The organism is Nocardioides sp. Leaf307 (assembly GCF_001423135.1).
GTDB classification, from domain to species: domain Bacteria; phylum Actinomycetota; class Actinomycetes; order Propionibacteriales; family Nocardioidaceae; genus Nocardioides; species Nocardioides kribbensis.
This window is the reverse complement of record NZ_LMNY01000002.1, coordinates 222,248-241,072: the sequence shown is the minus strand read 5'-3', so window position 1 is coordinate 241,072 and position 18,825 is coordinate 222,248. Positions and strand designations below refer to the sequence as shown.

At 75.2% G+C, this 18,825-nt stretch carries 17 protein-coding genes; 5 read left to right on the top strand and 12 right to left on the bottom strand.

Translation table 11 applies throughout. The features are described from left to right. Nucleotides 1-35: 35 nt before the first annotated feature. The gene (locus ASF50_RS10420) at nt 36-719 is read left to right on the top strand and encodes a response regulator transcription factor (protein WP_056904443.1); all 684 of its coding nucleotides are present in this window, start codon (nt 36-38) and stop codon (nt 717-719) included. Nucleotides 720-907: 188 nt separating this feature from the next. Here the strand turns inward: ASF50_RS10420 and ASF50_RS10415 are convergent, their stop codons facing one another. Both ASF50_RS10415 and ASF50_RS10410 read right to left on the bottom strand, forming a co-directional pair. Next, nucleotides 908-1,132: a hypothetical protein gene (locus ASF50_RS10415; RefSeq protein WP_056862628.1), complete on the bottom strand. Its 225-nt coding sequence runs from the start codon at nt 1,130-1,132 to the stop codon at nt 908-910. Between the two features lie 8 nt (nt 1,133-1,140). After that, entirely contained in the window at nt 1,141-1,356 is a 216-nt protein-coding gene (locus ASF50_RS10410; RefSeq protein WP_056862629.1) for a DUF6458 family protein, read from the bottom strand. A 220-nt stretch (nt 1,357-1,576) separates the two neighbouring features. Between ASF50_RS10410 and ASF50_RS10405 the strand changes: the two genes are divergently transcribed. Then, on the top strand, nt 1,577-2,305 hold the full coding sequence (locus ASF50_RS10405; RefSeq protein ID WP_235557637.1) for a vitamin K epoxide reductase family protein: 729 nt from the start codon (nt 1,577-1,579) through the stop codon (nt 2,303-2,305). Here the strand turns inward: ASF50_RS10405 and ASF50_RS10400 are convergent. Continuing rightward, entirely contained in the window at nt 2,284-3,042 is a 759-nt protein-coding gene (locus ASF50_RS10400; RefSeq protein ID WP_056904442.1) for a TetR/AcrR family transcriptional regulator, read from the bottom strand. The two genes, ASF50_RS10405 and ASF50_RS10400, sit on opposite strands and share 22 nt — an antisense overlap. Before the next feature lie 81 nt (nt 3,043-3,123). Between ASF50_RS10400 and ASF50_RS10395 the strand changes: the two genes are divergently transcribed. After that, nucleotides 3,124-4,458 (top strand): cytochrome P450, encoded by a 1,335-nt coding sequence (locus ASF50_RS10395; protein WP_056904441.1) that lies wholly within the window; start codon nt 3,124-3,126, stop codon nt 4,456-4,458. Between the two features lie 25 nt (nt 4,459-4,483). Here ASF50_RS10395 and ASF50_RS10390 read toward each other — a convergent pair whose 3' ends face one another. Further along, a complete protein-coding gene (locus ASF50_RS10390) occupies nt 4,484-5,494 on the bottom strand; it encodes an alpha/beta hydrolase (RefSeq protein ID WP_056862632.1) in 1,011 nt (336 codons plus the stop codon). Nucleotides 5,495-5,607: 113 nt separating this feature from the next. Continuing rightward, entirely contained in the window at nt 5,608-6,732 is a 1,125-nt protein-coding gene (locus ASF50_RS10385; RefSeq protein ID WP_056904440.1) for an alcohol dehydrogenase catalytic domain-containing protein, read from the bottom strand. A gap of 178 nt (nt 6,733-6,910) precedes the next feature. Here ASF50_RS10385 and ASF50_RS10380 point away from each other — a divergent pair, with 178 nt between their 5' ends. After that, the gene (locus ASF50_RS10380) at nt 6,911-7,387 is read left to right on the top strand and encodes a DUF2231 domain-containing protein (protein WP_056862634.1); all 477 of its coding nucleotides are present in this window, start codon (nt 6,911-6,913) and stop codon (nt 7,385-7,387) included. A 448-nt stretch (nt 7,388-7,835) separates the two neighbouring features. On the opposite strand, the gene ASF50_RS10375 is transcribed toward ASF50_RS10380, so the two are convergent. The 5 genes from ASF50_RS10375 to ASF50_RS10355 form a co-directional block, all read right to left on the bottom strand. Continuing rightward, nucleotides 7,836-8,909 (bottom strand): 5'-3' exonuclease, encoded by a 1,074-nt coding sequence (locus ASF50_RS10375; RefSeq protein ID WP_082503100.1) that lies wholly within the window; start codon nt 8,907-8,909, stop codon nt 7,836-7,838. Between the two features lie 69 nt (nt 8,910-8,978). Then, nucleotides 8,979-9,506 (bottom strand): hypothetical protein, encoded by a 528-nt coding sequence (locus ASF50_RS10370; RefSeq protein ID WP_156718242.1) that lies wholly within the window; start codon nt 9,504-9,506, stop codon nt 8,979-8,981. Between the two features lie 113 nt (nt 9,507-9,619). Beyond that, nucleotides 9,620-11,998 carry an ATP-binding cassette domain-containing protein gene (locus ASF50_RS10365; protein WP_056904438.1) on the bottom strand — a complete coding sequence of 793 codons (2,379 nt, stop codon included), beginning with the start codon at nt 11,996-11,998 and terminating at the stop codon, nt 9,620-9,622. A gap of 53 nt (nt 11,999-12,051) precedes the next feature. Further along, the gene (locus ASF50_RS10360) at nt 12,052-14,304 is read right to left on the bottom strand and encodes a sensor histidine kinase (RefSeq protein WP_056904437.1); all 2,253 of its coding nucleotides are present in this window, start codon (nt 14,302-14,304) and stop codon (nt 12,052-12,054) included. Between the two features lie 393 nt (nt 14,305-14,697). Further along, a complete protein-coding gene (locus ASF50_RS10355) occupies nt 14,698-15,291 on the bottom strand; it encodes a flavodoxin family protein (RefSeq protein WP_056904436.1) in 594 nt (197 codons plus the stop codon). Between the two features lie 276 nt (nt 15,292-15,567). Here ASF50_RS10355 and ASF50_RS19265 point away from each other — a divergent pair, with 276 nt between their 5' ends. Continuing rightward, complete coding sequence (locus ASF50_RS19265) at nt 15,568-16,161, top strand: universal stress protein (protein ID WP_162242379.1); 594 nt, start codon at nt 15,568-15,570, stop codon at nt 16,159-16,161. A gap of 162 nt (nt 16,162-16,323) precedes the next feature. Here the strand turns inward: ASF50_RS19265 and ASF50_RS19470 are convergent, their stop codons facing one another. Beyond that, nucleotides 16,324-16,491, bottom strand: a complete 168-nt coding sequence (locus ASF50_RS19470) for a hypothetical protein (protein ID WP_165699016.1) — start codon at nt 16,489-16,491, stop codon at nt 16,324-16,326. A 69-nt stretch (nt 16,492-16,560) separates the two neighbouring features. Then, on the bottom strand, nt 16,561-18,771 hold the full coding sequence (locus ASF50_RS10345; RefSeq protein ID WP_056904434.1) for an MMPL family transporter: 2,211 nt from the start codon (nt 18,769-18,771) through the stop codon (nt 16,561-16,563). Nucleotides 18,772-18,825 lie beyond the last annotated feature (54 nt).

The window sequence follows — 18,825 nt, the reverse complement described above, 5'->3', positions numbered from 1 at the left end:
CGCCCCCGGGGTGCGGCGTGAGTAGGGTCGGGCTCGTGTCGACCGATTCCCCCATCCGCCTCGCGATCGTCAACGACTATGAGCTGGTCGTGAAGGGCCTCGCGGGTGCCTTGGCGCCCTTCGCCGACCGGGTCGAGGTCGTCGAGCTGGCCGTCAACGTGCCGGTCGAGAGCGACGTCGACGTGGTGCTCTTCGACAGCTTCGCCCAGACCCAGGGCGCCTGCACCGAGCTGCGCGACCTGGTCCACGAGGTGGGCTCCGCCGGTGCCCGCCTGGCCGTCTACAGCTGGAACGTCGACGAGGCCCTGGTCCAGGACAGCCTCAAGGCGGGCGCGTCGGGCTACCTCGCCAAGTCGATGTCGTCGGCCGACCTGGTGGAGTCGATCGAGCGCGTGCACGCGGGCGCCCGGGTCGTGCCGCCGACGGGCAGCGGCGGCGACGACGAGGGCGCCGAGGACGACGCCACCGGCGACGCCGTCAGCTGGCCCGGCCGCGACCTGGGCCTCTCGGGCCGCGAGAGCGAGATGCTCGCGCTGATCGTGCAGGGCCTGACCAACCAGGAGATCGCCGAGCGCACCTACCTCAGCATCAACTCGGTCAAGACCTACATCCGCACCGCCTACCGCAAGCTCGAGGTCACCAGCCGCTCCCAGGCCGTGGCCTACGGCATGTCCCACGGCTTCGAGCCCGACCGCTCGCGGATGCTGCAGCGCGACTGACGCCCGACCCGCCGGTCGGGCCGCGGGCGGTCGCACCGGCCGAGCCGGCGCCGGCACCGCGGCGACCGGCCCTGACGGCACGGCGACGACGGGACGAGAGCCCCGACGGCGACGGCCGGCGGGGCTCTCGTGCGGTGCTGTCGAGCAGTGTGGTCGTGCGGGGTCGAGCGGCCCCGCAGCGCGACGGCTCAGCGGAAGAGCACGTCGGTGCAGCCCGTGCACTCGTAGGAGCGCACGGTCAGGCCGTCCTCGAACTCCACGCCGCGCAGGTCCCACAGGTGCTGGTGGGTGCGGGGCAGGTCGAGACGGAACCCCTCGGCCCCCAGCGGCTCAGGAGCCGGGAGCGGGGCCGCGGTGGCCAGGTGGAGGACGGGCGTGTGGGTCGGACCCTCCAGCGAGTGGGCGGCGCTCACGCGGCTGCTCAGCGCGGGGGGAGGGTGTCGCGGCGCTCGGTCACGTGCACGCTGCGGGTGCGCTGCTGGTTGACGACGAGCGACACGACGATGGCGAGCACGCCGGCCGCGAGCAGGACCCACCCGAGGGTGGTGTCCTCCACGTTGGCGAGGTCGAGGGTGATGACGTCGAGGACGAAGACGAGTCCGACGACGATGAGGACGATGCCCAGGCCGATGACCATGAGATGACTCCTTCTGAGACTCCGTGGAGCGGAGGTGGTGCGCGTGGGGTGGGGCTGACGGCGGAAGCCGTCCGATCCACGATGTCGGAGCGCCCCGGTCCTCACAAGGACCCCTCAGGGTGAACTCAGGTGCGTGCGGCCGGGGTCGCCTACCATCCTGGTGGGCGCCGACGCGCCCGTCGGGCCCCGGGCCCGATCCGACGTGGCAGGAGGGTGCCCCGTGTCGCAGCGTGCCGAGGTCGTCGACCCGCAGGGGTCGGTCCCGCCCGACCACCTCCACGACCCGGACCACGACCCGGACCACGACCCGGACCACTCCCCGGACCACGACGGCGGCGCCGCGGCCGGTGGCGGCGGTGCGGCGTACGCCGACCGCGCGCTGGGCTGGCTGCTGCTGGTCGGCGGGCTGGTCGGCGGGCTGGCGGCCTTCACCCTCGCGGTGGAGAAGATCAAGCTGCTCACCGATCCCTCCTACGTGCCCAGCTGCAGCATCAACCCCGTGCTGAGCTGCGGCTCGGTGATGGCGACCGACCAGGCCTCGCTGCTGGGCTTCCCCAACCCGCTGATCGGCATCGCGGCCTTCCCCGTGCTCGTCGTGACGGGGGCGCTGGTGCTGGCCCGGGTGCGGCTGCCCCGCTGGTGGTGGCTGGGGCTGCAGGCCGGGGCCACCGTGGGCCTGGTCTTCGTGGCCTGGCTGATCGACCAGAGCCTCTACAGCATCGGCGCGCTGTGCCCCTACTGCATGGTCGTGTGGAGCGTGGTCGTGCCGGTCTTCTGGTACGTCACGCTGCGCAACCTCAGCAGCGGCGTGCTGGGGGAGCGGGCCCGCGACTCCTCGCTCACCGCGCTGCTGCGCGACGCCCACGCGCTGGTGCTGCTCCTCGCGCTCGTCGTGGTGGTGGGTCTCATCGGCGTGCGCTTCTGGGACTACTGGTCCACGCTGCTCTGAGCCGCGCCCCGGGTCTGCTCGCGCGCCACGTCAGCGGGTCGTCCCGCCGGGGGAGCCGCACCCATCAGCACCACCAGCACCCGCCCCAGCAGGTCGTCGGCGACCGAGCCGGGGTCGGCGTGCCGCTCGATGGCCAGGCCGTTGGAGAGCGCCATGAGCACCGTGGCCAGTTCCTCGGCCGGCAGCGGGGCGGCGACCCCGGCGGCGTCGACGTGCTCGGCGATGGCGGAGGTGACCGCCCGGTGCAGGTCGCGACGGCGCTCGCGGAAGGCCTGCGAGCCCTCGCCGCGCACCGCGCGCTGCCACAGCTCGAGGAAGAGCAGGTGCCAGTCGCGCTGCTCCTCGGCGGCGGCGCTGAGCCGGTCGCCCAGGTCGCGGGCCTGCTGCTCCAGGGGCACCGCCACGTCGCTGACGGCGGCCAGGCCCAGGTCGAGGTAGGCCGAGATCCGGTCCTCGGCCAGGGCGTCGACCAGACCGTCCTTGCTGCCGAAGTTGGAGTAGACGGCGCCCTTGGTGAAGCCCGCCGCGCGGGCCACGTCGTCGAGGCTGGTGGCGTCGATGCCACCGCGGGCGAAGAGCTCGGCCGCGGCGTCGAGCAGGGCACGACGGACCGCGTCGCGCGGGGGTCGACGACGCACGGCGGGATCGGGAACGCCGTCGGTGCCGTCGCTGGTGCCGTCGCTGGTGCCGTCGGCGGCGCCGTCGGTGGTGGGGCGGGGCTCGGGGGAGGTTGACATCGGTGGCTACGATACTCACCAGTACTCGATACCGATCGGTATCCCTGGTCGTGGCCGGTGTCGGCGAGGAGAGGTGGGCCCATGAGCATCCAGGAGCAGGTCGGCGGCCGGGCGGCCTCGGCGGTGCGGTGGGGCTTCGGCCACGCGCTGCCGGCCACGGCGATCCGCAGCGCGGCCAAGCAGGGCGACCTGCACGGGCGCCTGATCGAGGCGACCCGCGACGGGGAGACCGTGCCGCTGGAGCTCTTCGAGGCGATCCGGGCCGACGGCCCGCTGCACCGCTCGAAGTTCGCCTTCGTCACCGCCTCCCAGCCGGTGGTCAAAGAGGTGCTCACCAGCGCCGACGTGCGGGCCGGGGTGGAGTTCTCACCCGGCGGCGTGCTCGGTCGCATCGGCCACTGGGCCGCCCGGCAGGCGCCGATCGGTCCGCTGACCCCACCCTCGCTGCTGGTGACCGAGCCGCCCGACCACACCCGCTACCGCAAGCTCGTCACGCGGGTCTTCTCGGTCAAGGCCGTGCAGGGCCTGCGCGAGCGCACCGAGCAGATCGCCGCCGGGCTGCTCGACGACCTCGAGGCGCGGGCGCGCCGCGAGCCGGGGGCCGCGGTGGACCTCGTCGAGACCTACTGCGCCCAGCTCCCGGTCACCGTCATCGCCGAGATCCTCGGGGTGCCCGCCGCCGACCGCGGCCGGGTGCTCGACTTCGGCACGGGCGCGGCGCCCAGCCTCGACCTGGGGCTGACGTGGGGCGGCTTCCGGCGCGTGGAGTCGTCGCTGACCGACTTCGAGGCGTGGCTCAGCGACCACATCGACCAGGTGCGCCGCAGCCCCGGTGACGACCTGCTCAGCCAGCTCGTCACCGCCCGCTCCGACGACGGCGTGGCCCTCACCGACGCCGAGCTCAAGGCCACCGCCGGTCTCGTGCTCGCCGCAGGCTTCGAGACCACGGTCAACCTCCTCGGCAACGGCGTCGCCCTGCTGCTCCAGCACCCCGACCAGCTCGCCCGGCTGCGCTCCGAGCCCGAGCTGTGGCCCAACGCCGTCGACGAGGTCCTGCGCTACGACCCGCCCGTGCTGCTCACGGGGCGGATGACGCTGCGCGACACGACGTTCTCCGGGGTCCCGGTGCCGCGCGGCGCCGCCGTCACCACGCTGCTCGCGGCCGCCAACCGCGACCCCGACGTCTTCGCCGACCCCGACACCTTCGACGTGGCCCGTGAGAACGCCGCCGACCACGTGTCGTTCTCCTCCGGGCGCCACTACTGCCTGGGCGCCGCCCTGGCGCGGATGGAGGGTGAGGTCGGCCTGCGCGCGGTCGTCGAGCGCTTCCCCGACCTCGCGCTCGCCCCCGGCGCCCGGCGCCGCACCACCCGCATCCTGCGCGGCTTCGACCGGCTCCCGGTCACGCTGGGCTGACGCGGCCCGCCGTACGCCCGGGGCCTCAGCCGGCCAGGTCGTGGGTGCGCAGCCAGGTGTCGACGGCGGCGTAGGCGGCCGCGCGGGGCTCGGCGAGGGAGAGGAAGACGTCGTGGCGGGCGTCGACGACGGGCACGACCGTGGTCTCGGAGCCCAGGCAGCCCGACCAGCGGGCGATCTGGCGCACGTCGAGCACGGTGTCGGCGCGGTCGCTGCGCTCGGAGTAGCGCGAGGAGTAGTAGGTCTTGTCGGAGCGCAGCACCAGTGAGGGCACGCCCACGTCGAGCCCGCGGTGGAGCCGCGCGTGGCCGCGGCGCACGGCGTTGAGCCAGCCCACGGTGACGGGGAAGCCCTCGAGCGGCTTCATGACGGTGTCGAACTCCCACTCCCCGGTGCCGCTGACGTGGAGCGTCTCGCCGTAGGTGCCCTCGGGCAGGTCGAGGGCGCGCAGCGGGCGGACCTTCGACAGCGCCCGCACCGCCCAGGTGACCGGGCCGCGCATGACCGGCTTGCCCTGGAGGTCGAGCCAGGGGCTGTTGAGCACCAGCCCGGCGATCGGCGCGAGCCGGCCCGCGCGGCGGCGCCGGTCGAGCCACAGCGGGGCGATGAGGCCCCCGGTGGAGTGCGCGACCACGGTGACCGGCACGCCCGGGTGCGCCGCGGCCACCAGCTCCAGAGAGCGGTCGAGCTCGGCGTCGTACTGCGCCAGGTCGGAGACGAAGTGGGCCGTCTGCCCCTCACGGCGCGCGCGACCGCACTTGCGCAGGTCGAGGCCGTAGAAGGCCTGGCCGCGCTCGGCGAAGAAGTCGGCCAGCTCGGTCTGGAAGAAGTAGTCGGAGAAGCCGTGGACGTAGAGGGTCGCGCCGCGCACGGACTCGCCCTCGCGCACGCCGCGCCGCACGAGCACCGCCGCGACCTCGCCCTCGCCGTCGGGGTCCTCCCCGAGGTCCATCACGTGCTGCTCGTACCCCTCGCCGAGCAGGTCGGGGGTCCAGGTGACCCCGGTGGCGGTGGCGTCGGCGCTGTCGGTGCTCATGGCTCCGATGATGGCAGGGCCGGCCCGTGCCGCGGGAGGCTTCCCCCTCTCCGGACGCCGCGCGGGGCCCTGCGGCCCTGCGGGGGTACGCCGGCAGCGCCGGCAGCGCCGGCTCAGCCGCGGGCCGGCAGGCGCGGGTCGATCACGGTGATGCCGGCCGGCGACGCGGTGGCGACGCCGGGCAGCAGCCTCGCGCCCTCGTCGAGGTCGACGACCCGCTCGAGCAGGTCCTGGGGGCGCAGCGCGCCGCGCTCGACCTCGGCGAGCAGGGCGGGGTAGTCGGCCGCGGCCATGCCGTGGCTGCCGAGCACGTCGATCTCCCAGGCCACCACCCGGTCCATCGGCACCGGCGGGTGGCCGTCGACGGCGGGCAGGAGGCCGACCTGCACGTGGCGCCCGCGGCGCCGCAGGCTGTGGATCGCGTCGGCGCAGGTGGCCGCGCTGCCCACGGCGTCGAGGGCCACGTGGCTGCCGCCGCCGGTGAGGTCGTGCACCTCCTCGGCGACCCGGCTCGGCCCGGGGCCGACGTCGTGACCCGCCGGCCGCCCGGCGGGCGTGCCGGCCGGGTCGGCCGTGTCGGCCCGGTCGGCGGCGAGCACGGTGTGCTCGGCGCCGAGGCGGCGGGCCAGGTCGAGGGCGGCGGGGGAGCGGTCGACGGCCACGACCCGCGCCCCCCGGGCCACGGCGATCATCACCGCGCTCAGGCCGACCCCGCCGGCGCCCACGACGGTGACCCACTCACCGGGGCGGAGGTCGGCGCGGGCGCTCAGGGCGCGGTAGGCGGTGGCGAAGCGACAGCCCAGGCTGGCCGCCGCGGCGTCGCCGACCGCGTCGGGCACGGCCACGAGGTTGGTGTCGGCGGCCCGGAGCGCGACCAGCTCCGCGAAGGAGCCGTCGTGGGTGAAGCCCGGCTGGGTCTGGTCGGGGCAGACCTGCGCCTGACCGCTCGTGCACCACGCGCAGCGCCCGCAGCCGCAGACGAAGGGCGTGGTCACGCGGGCGCCCACGCGCCAGCGGCGTACGTCGGGGGCCACGGCCACCACCGTGCCCGCCAGCTCGTGGCCCGGCACGAGCGGCAGGGTGACGCCGTCGTCGTGGCCGGCCCACGCGTGCCAGTCGCTGCGGCACAGCCCGGTGGCGTGCACGCGCACCACCACCCCGCCCGGGGGCGGCTCGGGGTCGGCGACCTCCCGCACGACCGGTGCCTGCCCGTACTGCTCGACGACGACTGCTCGCACCGGTGCTCCCCTGGGTGTCGCGACGGTCCGCGGCGCCGTGGTCGGCGCCGCGCGCGGATGCTACCGAGGCGGCGGCGCGCCGGATCAGGCGCTCCTCAGGTGGCTGCGCCATGATCGGTCCACGCCCACGGGCCGACCGCTCCAATCCCCGGACGGCCACAGACTCCGGAGGTCCTCCATGTTCGACCTGATCGACGGGTTGCCCGTCCACCCGCTCGTGGTGCACGCCGTCGTCGTGCTGCTGCCGCTCGCGGTGCTCGGCACGATCGCGATCGCCGCCCGGCCGCGCTGGCGCGTGACCTTCGGGCCGCTGGTCGTCGGCGTCGCCGCGGTCGCCACCGTGCTGGTGCCGGTGGCGACCTCGAGCGGCGAGGCACTCGAGCAGCGGGTGGGCGACCCGGGTGAGCACGCCGAGCTCGGCGAGCAGCTGCTGTGGTTCGCGATCCCGCTCCTGGTGCTCACCCTGGTCATGGTGGTGCTCGCGCGCCGCTCGGCCGCGGGCAAGCCGGCCCCGGGGCCCTCGTGGCTGACGACCGTCGTGGCGGTGCTCGCCGTCGTGGCGGCGCTGGCCACCGCGGTGCAGGTCTACCGCGTGGGCGACTCGGGCGCGGAGGCGGTCTGGGGCGACCGGGTCAGCGCCTCCGCGCTGCGCTGATCCGCGACCGGGCCCAGGACACGCCACCGCAGACCGCATCGGGATAGGCGAGGACCAGGAGAGATCCGCAAGGTGCTCGTGCGGTCTGCACAGGCCGCTCACGACGTGGTGGCCGCCCACGACGGCGGGGAGGCCCTACGCCTCTTCGCCGACGACACCGCCCTGGCGCAATTGCGTGGGTGGGGTGGGGCTGCCGGGGTGGGTTTGCGCCGCTGGTGCGGTTGCCGGGGCGGCCGGGTTGCTGGAGTGGCGCAATTGCGTGGGTGGGGTGGGGTGGCCGGGGTGGGTGTGCGCCGCTGGTGCGGTTGCCGGGGCGGGCCGACTGCTGAAGTGGCGCAATTGCGCGGGACGGACGTACGAGACGTGCAGGACGGACGTGCGAGACGTGCGGGCGGGTCGGCCCCACCGGTGCAGCCGGCGACGACCGCGACGCACCCGGTCAGGGCCCTCAGCCCCAGGTCGGTGCGGCCAGCCGCGAGCCCGGCGGCTCGGTGAGCACGCGCAGCGCCAGCTGGGTGGTGGCGGGCACGCCGAGGTAGCCGACCACGCGCGAGACGCGGTCGGGGTCGAGCGGCAGCAGGCCCGGGGTGCCGGGCGCGTCGGGGGTCAGTCCCAGGTCGACCGGGCGGCCCGACATGATCGCGAGGTTGAAGTCGAAGCGCTCCCGGGCGCCCGGTGCGGTGAGCCGCTTGAGCAGCCCGGCGCCGATGCGGCGCTGGCCGGTCTCCTCGCAGTAGGAGTCGAGCGCAGCGACGAGGTTGGCGCCGTCGCAGTGCTCGATGTCGGCCCACACCGAGCGCATCGAGCCCATCTGGGAGAGCAGCACCGGCGCGGTCTTCTCCCCGATGCCGGGCACGCCGGGCAGGTTGTCGCTGGCGTCGCCGCGCAGGGCGGCGTACTCGAGGTAGTGCTCGGCGGCGATGCCGTAGAGCGCGAAGAGCCGCGCGGGGTTGAGCAGCGGGGAGGCGTTGATGCCGCCGTTGATCAGCCGCAGCACGCGGGTGTGCTCGCTGATGTGGGCGAAGGAGTCGCGGTCGGAGGTGATGATGACGCACTCCCACCCGTGGGTCTCGGCCCACACCGCGGCCGAGGCGCTCACGTCGTCGGCCTCGAGCCCGGCCGGTGTGACGGTCTGCAGGCCCAGGGCGTCGAGGAGCGCCGCGGCCCGCTCGAGCTGGTCGACGAGGGTGGCGTCCTTGGCGGCGCGTCCGGCCTTGTACGCCGGGTACATCCGCTCCCGCACCGAGTCGCGGCGGTCGTCGAGCCCGAAGACGACCGCGTCGGGGGCGAACTGGTCGATGGCCTCGAGGATCTGGCGCAGCATGCCGTGCAGCGCCCACGCCGGGCGACCGCCCTGGTCGAGCAGCGCCGACTCCGCCCGCGCGTGGTGGTTGCGGTGCAGCAGCGACGGCGCGTCGACGGCGAGCAGCAGCTTGCGGCTCTGGGCAGGCGGGGCGGTCACGGGCAGGGCGCTCCCAGGGGAGGCGCTCGCGGGGGAGGCGTCGGTCGGTTCGGTGGTCATGGCGGTGAGGACACCGTACGCATCCCACCGGCCCCCGGGCAGCGAGGGCCGGTGGGCGGCAGACGCTGCTCAGGCCAGCTGGCCGGGCGGCTCGCTCTGCACGGGGCGTCCGGCGCCGGCGGCGGCGCACTGGCCCAGGGTGATCTCCTTGTAGCGCGCGAAGTCGGGCGAGGTGGCGGCGGCCTCGAGGTAGTCCTCGGGGGCCAGCTCGGCGTAGTACTCCACCGCCTCCAGCAGGTCGGCGGCGTCGGTGGTGGGGTCGTCGTCCACGGCCTCCCGGGCCAGGGGCACGGCCTCCTCGAAGCGGCGCACCGTCTCCTCGTAGTCGCCGAGGTTGAAGGCGTCGATGCCCAGCACCACCTGGCGGCACGCGCCCGGCACGGCGGCGTCGGGGTCGCCCGGCGCGGGCGCGGAGTCCTGCGAGGGGGCGCCCTCGTCGTTCCCGGAGGGCGTGCCGGGGTCCGACGGGGCGGGCGTCGCGCTCGTCGTCGCGCCTCCGCGGGCGGCGGCCCCGTCGCCGGCCGGGTCGTCGTCGCTGCACCCGACGAGCAGGGCGAGCAGCGTCACGGGGGCGGCGAGGGCGGCGGAGCGTCTCATGCCGAGGAGCCTAGGCCGGTGCTGCGCGGGCGTGGTCGGATCGGCGCGGGGCCGGGTGACCGGGCCGGGTGCCCGGGCCGGGTGACCGGGTGGGGCGCCCGGGTGGGGCGGCGTCAGGCGTCGACGTAGGCGGCGAGGTGCTGCCCGGTCAGCGTGCTGCGGGCGGCGACCAGGTCGGCCGGGGTGCCCTCGAAGACGACGCGGCCGCCGTCGTGGCCGGCGCCGGGGCCGAGGTCGATGACCCAGTCGGCGTGGGCCATGACGGCCTGGTGGTGCTCGATCACCACCACCGAGCGGCCGGAGTCGACGAGGCGGTCGAGGAGGGCGAGCAGGTGGCGCACGTCGGCGAGGTGCAGCCCGGTGGTCGGCTCGTCGAGCACGTAGACCTCGCCCTTCTCGGCCATCTGCACCGCGAGCTTGAGGCGCTGGCGCTCGCCGCCGGAGAGCGTGGTGAGGGGCTGGCCGAGGCTGAGGTAGCCCAGGCCGACGTCGCGCAGCCGCTCGAGCACGGCGTGGGCGGCCGGCACCCGCGACTCGCCCTCGGCGAAGAAGGCCAGGGCCTCCTCGACCGGCATCGCGAGCACCTGCGCGATGTCGCGCCCGCCCAGGGTGTGCTCGAGCACGGCGGCCTGGAAGCGTCGGCCCTCGCACTCCTCGCAGGGCGACTCGACGGTGGCCATCACCCCGAGCTCGGTGAAGACGGCCCCGGCGCCGTTGCAGGTGGGGCAGGCGCCCTCGGAGTTGGAGCTGAAGAGCGCGGGCTTGACGCCGTTGGCCTTCGCGAAGGCCTTGCGCACGGGCTCGAGGAGACCGGTGTAGGTGGCGGGGTTGCTGCGTCGCGAGCCCTTGATGGCGCCCTGGTCGACGACGACCACGCCCTCGCGACCGGCGATCGAGCCGTGCACCAGCGAGCTCTTGCCCGACCCGGCCACGCCGGTGACCACGCAGAGCACGCCGAGGGGCACCTCGACGCTGACGTCGCGCAGGTTGTGGGTGGCCGCACCGCTCACCGCGAGGGTGCCGGTGGGGGTGCGTGGCGTCGCCTTGAGCGCCACCCTCTCGTCGAGGTGGCGCCCGGTGAGGGTGTCGCTGGCGCGCAGCCCCTCGACCGTGCCCTCGAACACGATCTCGCCGCCGGCCGCGCCGGCGCGGGGGCCGAGGTCGACGACGTGGTCGGCCACCGCGATGGTCTCGGGCTTGTGCTCGACGACCAGCACGGTGTTGCCCTTGTCGCGCAGCTCGAGCAGCAGGTCGTTCATCCGCTCGATGTCGTGGGGGTGCAGCCCGATGGTGGGCTCGTCGAAGACGTAGGTGACGTCGGTCAGCGAGGAGCCGAGGTGACGGATCATCTTGGTGCGCTGGGCCTCCCCGCCCGAGAGCGTGCCCGCGGGGCGGTCGAGGGAGAGGTAGCCCAGCCCGATCGCGGTGAAGGAGTCGAGCAGGTGCTGCAGGCCCACGAGCAGCGGCGCGACCTCCGGGGCGTCGAGGGCGCGCACCCAGTCGGCGAGGTCGCTGATCTGCAGCGCGCACAGCTCGGCGATGTTGCGGCCCTCGATGCGCGAGGCGAGCACCTCGGTGGTCAGCCGCGTGCCCTCGCAGGCCGGGCAGGTCTGGAAGGTGACCGCCCGGTCGACGAAGCGACGCACGTGGGGCTGCATCGCATCGGGGTCCTTGGAGAGCATCGACTTCTGGATCTTCGGGATGATCCCCTCGAAGGTCAGGTTGACGCCCTCGACCTTGATCTTGGTCGGCTCCGCGTGGAGCATCGTGTCGAGCTGCTTCGCGGTGAAGGTCGAGATCGGGGCGTCCATCGGCAGCCCCATCCCGGCGAAGAGGCGGCCGTACCACCCGTCCATGGAGTAGCCGGGCACGTTCAGCGCCCCGTCGGCCAGCGACAGCGTGTCGTCGTAGAGCGCCGTCAGGTCGATGTCCTTGACGCTGCCCGTGCCCTCGCAGCGCGGGCACATGCCGCCGAGGTAGACCGCGCCCTTCACGACGCTCTTCTCGGTGCGCCCCGCCCGCTCGGTCGACATCACGCCGCTGGCCCGTCGGGTGGGCACGTTGAAGGAGAACGCCGTCGGCGGTCCGACGTACGGCGAGCCGAGCCGGCTGAACAGGATGCGCAGCATCGCGTGGGCGTCGGTGGCGGTGCCGACGGTCGAGCGGGGGTTGGCGCCCATGCGCTCCTGGTCGACGATGATCGCCGTGGTGAGGCCCTCCAGCCGGTCGACTTCGGGGCGTGCCAGCGAGGGCATGAAGCCCTGCACGAAGGCGCTGTAGGTCTCGTTGATCATCCGCTGCGACTCCGCGGCGATGGTGGCGAAGACCAGCGAGCTCTTGCCCGACCCCGAGACGCCGGTGAAGACCGTGAGCCGCCGCTTGGGCAGCTCGACGCTCACGTCCTTGAGGTTGTTCTCCCGGGCGCCCTGCACCCGGATCAGGTCGTGGCCGTCGGCGGGGTGCCCCGCAGGAGGCGCCGTGGTCTCGGTCATGGTCTCTCCTCGCGGTGTGGGTGCCACAGGGTAGTGAGGGGCTCCGACAGCGCTCAGCGAACGGGAGCGGGGCTCGCCGCCGTGCGGCCGACGCCGGCGCCACCCGCCGCGGGGCCTCCGGCAGGGTGCTCGGCCGAGTCTTGCGTCGAGCCGCCCGCGGCGCCACCCTCCGAGGCTCCCGGGACGGGCGCCGACGCGCTCGCGGCGAGCGGCACGGTGAAGCGGAAGCTGGCCCCGTGGCCGGGCTCGCTGTCGACCCAGATCCGCCCGCCCTGGTGCTCGACCAGGGAGCGGCTGATGGCCAGGCCCAGGCCCGAGCCGTCGCGCTGCCTGACGTCGCTCTCGTCGAGCTGGCGGAACCGCTCGAAGACCGTCTCCTGCGCCTCGCGGGGGATGCCGGGGCCGGTGTCGGTCACGCTCACCTCGGCGGCCCGGTCGCGCACGACCGCCTCGACGCGCACGAGCCCGCCGCGGGGGGTGAACTTGACGGCGTTGCCGACCAGGTTGGTCAGCACCTGGGTGAACCGGTCGGCGTCGACCCTGACCCGCGCCTCGACCGGGCCGGCCTCGAGGGCGATGCCGGCGGCGTCGGCGACGGGCTCGAGCGCGGCGAGCACCCCGGCCACGAGGGGAGCGGCGTCGTGGTCGGCGAGGTCGAGCGGCAGGCGTCCCGACTCCAGCCGGTCGACGACCAGGATGTCGTTGATCAGCCGGGTGAGCCGGTCGGTGCCGCGCAGGGCGACGTCGACGACCCGCTCGGCGGCGGGCGACAGCTCGCCGACGTCACCGTCGTGCAGCAGGTGGAGCGCGCCGTGGATCGAGGTCAGCGGGGTCCGCAGCTCGTGGCTGACCACCGAGATGAACTCCGACTTCAGCCGGTCGGCGGCGCGGCGCTCGGTGGCGTCGCGGAAGACGACCACGGCCCCCCTGCCCCGTCCGCCGGGCCCGGGTCGGGCGCCGTCGGCGGTGATCTCGACCGGTAGCACGCTCCCGTCGGAGCGGCGGAAGCCGTGCTCGGCGTCGCGCACGGCCCGGCCGCCCAGCGCGGCGTCGAGGGCGCAGAGCGGCTCGTCGACGACCGGTCCGGGGGCCGCCGTCGCCGCGGCCACCGGGTGCTCGGCCGCGGCGTGCACACCGTGCAGGCGCGGGCACGCGGGTGCGCCCACCAGCGCCGCCGCCGTCGACCCGAGCATCCGGGCGCCGGCGTCGTTGACGAAGTCGATGCGGCCGTCGGCGTCGAGGCCGAGGATCCCCTCGCCGACGGACTCCAGCAGGTGCACGTGGCGCGCGGTCAGCGCGAGGTTCTCCTCGGTGCGCTCGGCCACGCGCTGCTCGAGCCCGACCCGCAGGCGGTGGTTCTCCCACCCCAGCCAGACCTGGCGCACGACAGCGAGGACGACCACGAGGAGCACCAGCCGTGCGCTGGCCCCCTCCGACCCACCGACGGCCAGGGTGGTGGCCAGCGCGCCCAGCACCGCGAGGTCGGGGGCGGCGGCGCTGAGGAGGCGGGCCCGGGCCGAGGGCGTGCCCGGCTGCTCGGGGGGTGGGGCGAGGGCGGCCAGGCCCAGCACCAGGGGGGCGGCGATGTAGGGCACGTCGGTCAGGAGCATCGACTCGTAGGACCCGTCGAGGGTCACCAGCGCGAAGGCGGAGTCGGCCACGGCGTAGCAGATGAAGCCCAGCCCCAGCAGGGCCAGGTCGGCGCGGGGGCGGGCAGCGCCGCCGCGCAGCAGCAGCAGGCTCGCGACGCACACCAGCAGGACGTCGAGGACGGGGTAGCCGGCGTTCACCGCCGCGCCGAGGCCGCTGCCGAGGGAGGAGAAGACGTCGCGCAGCAGCACCATGAAGGCGACCAGGACGACCGCGCAGCACACCACGGCGGAGTCCAGGAGCACCCGCGCCCGGCTCACCGCGACCCCGCGACCGACGGGGAAGAGCAGCAGCCCGGCGAGCGCCGGGGGCGCTGCGAGCAGGTAGAAGAGGTCGGCGACCGAGGGGTAGGGCACCGGGGTGGAGGCGATGTCGTAGGCCGTCCAGACGCCGTCGGCCACGGCGTAGGCGACCAGCGCCACCAGCACCAGCCCCCAGGCGCGTCGCGCCGGGCCGGGCCGGCTGCGCCGCACCCGCAGCGCGACGGCGGCCACGGCGACGAGGTCGGCGAGCATCGTCGCGGCGTCGGCGGCGATCCAGGCGCGGTCGGGGCCGCTCCACGGCCCGAGCATGAGGGCCGTGGCCACCACCAGCACGGTGCCGGCCGCCGCTGCCGCCCACCGGAAGAGCCGCCAACCCTCGTCGTCTGCGCGCACCCGTGCCTCCCCTCCCGCCCGCCGTACGCCGGGCCCTGTCCGGCCCGGCTCCTCCGGGGCGATCGTCCCACGTGGCGCGCCCGGTCGGGACCGACTCAGTGACACCCGCCGCCTCGACCAGCAGCGGGGGAGCGAGGTGCGGCTGCGGTCGCCGTAGGTGGGCCGGTGGGTCGGGCGCGGTGGTGGCGTGCAGGCGCTCGGCCCCGTCGAGGGTGTCGTGGAGTGCGCCGGAGCCGTCGACCACCGGCAGCGTGGTGGCCGCGGCCCCGGCGAGCAGGGTCTCGGCCTGCTCCCGCCACCCTCGACCTGCGCGGGAGCGCCCGTCGGCCGGCGCCCTGGTGCCACGACTCACCGGGTCCACGGCGTCCCGGGCGCCTGTCGGTCGCGGTGCGCTCAGGCCCGCGGGGAGCGGCCACGCGCCACCTGGGCCGCGCCGAGCTCGGCGCCCCACTCCTCGGCGCGGTCGACCTCGCCCGCGACGAGCGGGCCCTGCAGGTCCTCGACGTAGAACGACCGCGGGGCGTCCTCGACGAGGTAGTGGTGGCGGCGCAGGATCCGCGCGGCCTTCACCGCGGCCGAGCCCGGCAGGTGCCGCACCTTGGTGACACGGGTGTCGAACGTCGCGGCGTGGTGCGCCCCGGGCGGGGGCTCGGGCACCTCGGCCAGCCACTCGCGCATGCCGCGCTCCTCGTGGTCGAGGGGCGCCCCCTGCTCGATCGCCTGCGCGCGCGAGGAGGCGCGGCTCAGCGAGAAGGCGTGGGTCGGGGCGCCGACCACCAGCACGTCGTAGTCGGGCACCGTGGGACCCACCGCGCCGGCCTCGGCCACGTCGACCACGTCGGTGCTGACACCGGCACGCTCGAGGCCGCGGGCGACGGCGTCGGCGACGAGGCGGGTGTTGCCGAACATCGACTCGTGGGCCACGAGGGCCCGGGCACCGCGCCCCCGGTCGCGGGCCTGGTCGGGTGCAGGGTCGGGCCGGTCCATCGGGTGCTCCTCGTGGGGGGGCTGCTGCCCCCAGGCTCGTACGTCGACCCTGCCGACGCACCGGCCGGGCGCCCCGGGTCGGCGGGCCGAAGGTCCCTGCGCGCCCGCCGACCCGCCGGCCCGCCGGCCCGCCCGCGGGAGTGCTCGCCGCTCGGGACTGAGGTCCGCCGGGGCGGGACGTACGTCCCTGTCGGCCCCGGCCCCCGTCGAGCAGGCTCGAGGGGCGTCGTCCCCGGCCGTCGGGGGCCCGGGCGCACGACCGAGGTGGGGAGTGCGGTGGCAGCCAGCAGGCGCGCGGAGCGGGGCAGCGGGGCCGGCGCGGACGTGGGCGTGGTCGCGGCCCTGGGCCGGTGGCCCGGTGACGAGGCGGTGCTGCGCCGGGCGGTCGAGGGGGCCGTGCGGCGCGCGACCTGCGTGACGGTCCTCCACGTGGACGACCGTCGCGCCTCGGGCGGACGGGTCGGCCCCTCCCGGCCGGTGCTGCCGCGCACCCACGAGGAGCACGCGCTGCTGGTGGCGGCCGAGCGCGCCGCGCGCGAGTGGCAGCCGGAGCTCGTGGTCCACACCGTGCTCTACGCGGGCTCGGTGCTCGAGGGGATCCTCCAGACCTCGCGGCGCGCCGACCTGGTGGTGGTGGGCACAGGCGGCGCACCGGCCGATCCCGTACGAGGCGGACCGGCCCCGGTGACCTCGGACCCGACGGACACGACGCAGGAGACGGACCCGACGCAGGAGACGGACCCGACGCAGGAGACGGACCCGACGCAGGAGACGGACCCGACGGAGGGCCGCGAGTCGGTCACGGCCGCGGTGGTGGCGCGAGCCGCAGCCCCGGTCGACGTCGTGCCGACCGGGACCGCGCCGCGCTGAGCCGAACCGGGTCGCGCTGAGCCGGGCTCAGCCGAGCTGGCCCGAGCCGAGCCGAGCCGGGCCGACCCGAGCCGAGCCGAGCCGAGCCGGGCCGGGCCGAGCCGGGCCGCTGGGAGCGCCTCCGGGCGCCCGGCCCGGCCCGGCCCGTGCCGGGCGGGGCGCTCAGGGCCTGCGGCCGAAGAGCCGCCCGAGCAGGCCGGGCCGCTCCTCGCGGGGGTGGCCGGCGCACCGGTCGGCGCGGGGCACGCGGGCCATGACCTGGTCGACGTGCTGGCCGCAGCCGGCCCAGGTGGTCTTGCCGCACTGCTTGCAGGTCACTGCTCGGCACACGGTGGTGCTCCTTCGGTTCGTGGTGGTGGTGGGGTGGTGCAGGTGGTCCGTGGTGTGGTCGGGGGGTGGTCAGCCGTGCGAGAACGTGATGGTGGGCAGCACCCGTCGCAGCCAGGCGGGGGTCCACCAGGCAGCGCGACCGGTGAGCCGCAGCACGACCGGCAGCAGCACGAGCCGCACGAGGAAGGCGTCGAGCAGCACGGCGACGCCGAGCACGATCCCCATCTCCTTGGGCGGCAGCGGCCCGGAGAGCGCGAAGGTGAGGAAGACCGCGACCATGACGGCGCCGGCGGCGAAGATGACGCGTCCGGAGTGGGCCAGCGAGCCGACCATCGCGTCCTTGGGGTCTCCGGAGCGCTCGTAGTGCTCCTTGGCGGAGGCCAGCAGGAACACGGTGTAGTCCATGGCGATGGCGAAGATCATCGCGAAGAAGAACACCGGCGCCCAGGCGTCGAGGAAGCCCTGGCTCTCGAAGCCCAGCAGGTCGGCGCCGATGCCCTCCTGGAACACCAGGCGGGCGACCCCGAAGGCGGCGGCGGTGGACAGCAGGCTCGCCAGGGTGCCGAGCAACGAGATGAGCGGGGCCTGCAGGGCCACGAGCAGCAGCAGGAAGCCGAGCACGAGCACGACGGCGATCACCAGCGGCGTGGACTCGTCGAGCTGGGCCTTCAGGTCGAGGTTCTCCACCGCCGCACCTCCGACGAGCGCGCTACCGGGCAGGTCGGTGCGCAGGCGGTCGACGGTGTCGGCGAGGGCGGGGTCGGAGGGGTCGACAGTCGGGACGGCCTGCAGGAGGACCAGCCCGCTGTCGTCGGCCGCCGGCTGGGCGGGCATGGCGCCCGCGATCCCGGGGTCGGAGGCGAGCACGCTGCTCGCGGCCTCGGAGTCGGCTGCCGAGGTCACGACCTGGAGCGTGCCGGGCGCGCCGTCGCCGAAGGAGTCCTGGACCAGGTCGTAGCCGATGCGGGCGCTGGCGTCCTCCGGCAGGACCTTGATGGACGGCATCGCCGTCGTCAGGCCGAGGACCGGCGCGGCGAGGGCGAGCAGCACGACCAGCGCGCCGAGACCCCACGCGACGGGGCGCCTCCAGAGCCGCTCACCCCACGCGGCGAAGGCCGCGGATCGGTGCTCCCCGGTCCTGGCCCAGGGCAGGGACAGCTTGTTGATCCGGTGGTCGAGCGTGAACAGCACCAGCGGCAGCAGGGTGAGGGTGGCGGCCAGGACGAAGACGACCGAGAGCATGATGCCGCCGGCCATCGACCGGAACGACGGCGAGGGCACGAGCATCACCGCCGACAGCGAGACCAGGACGGTGGCGCCGGAGAGGAGCACGGCCTTGCCGGCGGTGTCCATGGTCTCCGCGACCGCCTGGCGCGCGGAGCGGCCGGCGCCCATCCTGGCGGCGCGGTAGCGCACCACGAGGAAGAGCGCGTAGTCGATGCCGAGCGCGAGGGCGAACATCATCGCGAAGTTCATCGCCCAGATCGAGACCGGGACGAGCTCGTTGATCAGCACCAGCGATCCCGCGGAGGCGACCAGCCCGGCGAGGGTCAGGACCAGGGGGAGGCCGGCGGCCACGAGGGCGCCGAAGGCGAGCACCAGGATCGCCATGGTCACCGGCCACGAGACCATCTCGGACGTCAGCATGGCCTCGAGGTTGGCCTCGTTGAAGTCCGACCACAGCAGCGAGGAGCCGGTGGGGTTCACCTGGACCCCGTCGACGGAGAGGTCCTGGAGCTCCTCCTTGAGGTCGGTGGCCACCCGCACCATCTCGTTGGTGTCGACGCCGGCGCCGGCGAGCACGATCGCGGTCGAGCCGTCCTGGCTCAGGGTGGCACCCGGCTGCGGCGCCACGACGTCGGCCAGACGGGGCTCGCGCTCGAGCACGGCGGTGACCCGGGTCAGGACGTCACGGCCCGCGCCCTCGGTGACGGGTCCGTCGGTGGAGTGGACGACGACCTGGATCGCGGAGGAGGCGTTGCCGCCGAAGCTCTCGCGCGCCAGCTCGCGTGCCGCGACCGACTCCGAGCCGTCGGCCTGCCAGCCGGCGCCGGAGAGGTTGTGCTCGACCTGCGGGGCGAAGGCGCCGAGGCCGACGACGAGCAGCAGCCAGACCCCGGTGACGAGGCGGGCGTGGTCGGTGACCCAGACGCCGAGGCGCCCCAGCGGCCCGGGTCGCGTCTCGGAGGCGTGAGTGGCGGCGGGCTCAGAGTGTCGGCCGGTGCGCTGGTCGGGCGGGGTGTCGGCATCGCTGGCGCGGCGCGGGCTCGTGGTGCTCATGGTCGGTCCGTTCCTGGTGCGTCGGATGAGGGGCTGGTGGATTCGCGAGGAGCG